The 670-nt window shown below is 69.4% G+C and carries 1 protein-coding gene; it reads left to right on the plus strand.

Annotated features, from left to right (window positions below; genetic code table 11):
• Positions 1–670: glycerate kinase (locus MOV75_RS40825; RefSeq protein ID WP_247008518.1), on the plus strand; the 670-nt coding region annotated here is incomplete at both ends.

Genomic DNA, 670 nt, shown 5'->3' on the forward strand with positions numbered 1-670 from the left:
GCTACGGCGTGCCGACGCGGCGCATCCGCGTCGTCGAAGCCGGACATCCCGTGCCGGATGAGGCCGGCCTCAAGGGCGCAGCCGACACGCTCGCGCTCGCTGCCGAAGCCGGACCGGACGATCTGCTCCTGGTGCTGCTCACCGGCGGCGGCTCTGCGAACTGGATCGCACCGAGCGACGGCATCAGCTTTGCGCAGAAGCAGGCGGTCAACAAGGCGCTGCTGCGCTCGGGTGCGCCGATCGGCGAGATGAACACGGTGAGGAAACATCTGTCGCGGATCAAGGGCGGCCGTCTCGCCCGCGCCGGCAAGAATGCCGCCGGGATCGTAACGCTCGCGATCTCGGACGTGCCGCATGACGACCCATCCGCGATCGCCTCCGGTCCCACCGTCCCCGATCCGACCACGCTGGCCGATGCGCGCGCCATCGTCGCGAAATACAAGCTCGCCATCGACGACGCGGTGCGCCGCGCGCTCGAGGACGAACGCAACGAAAGCTGCAAGCCTGATGATGCCGCCTTCGCACGGGCGTCCTTCGAATTGATCGCGCGGCCCAAGCAGTCGCTCGACGCCGCGGTGAGGCTCGCGCGCGAATCCGGCTACGAGACGATCGATCTCGGCGCCGATCTCGAAGGCGAGGCCCGCGAGGTCGCCGCCGCTCACGCCAGGCT

It is taken from the genome of Bradyrhizobium sp. PRIMUS42, assembly GCF_023006515.1.
In the GTDB taxonomy this organism is placed as follows: domain Bacteria; phylum Pseudomonadota; class Alphaproteobacteria; order Rhizobiales; family Xanthobacteraceae; genus Bradyrhizobium.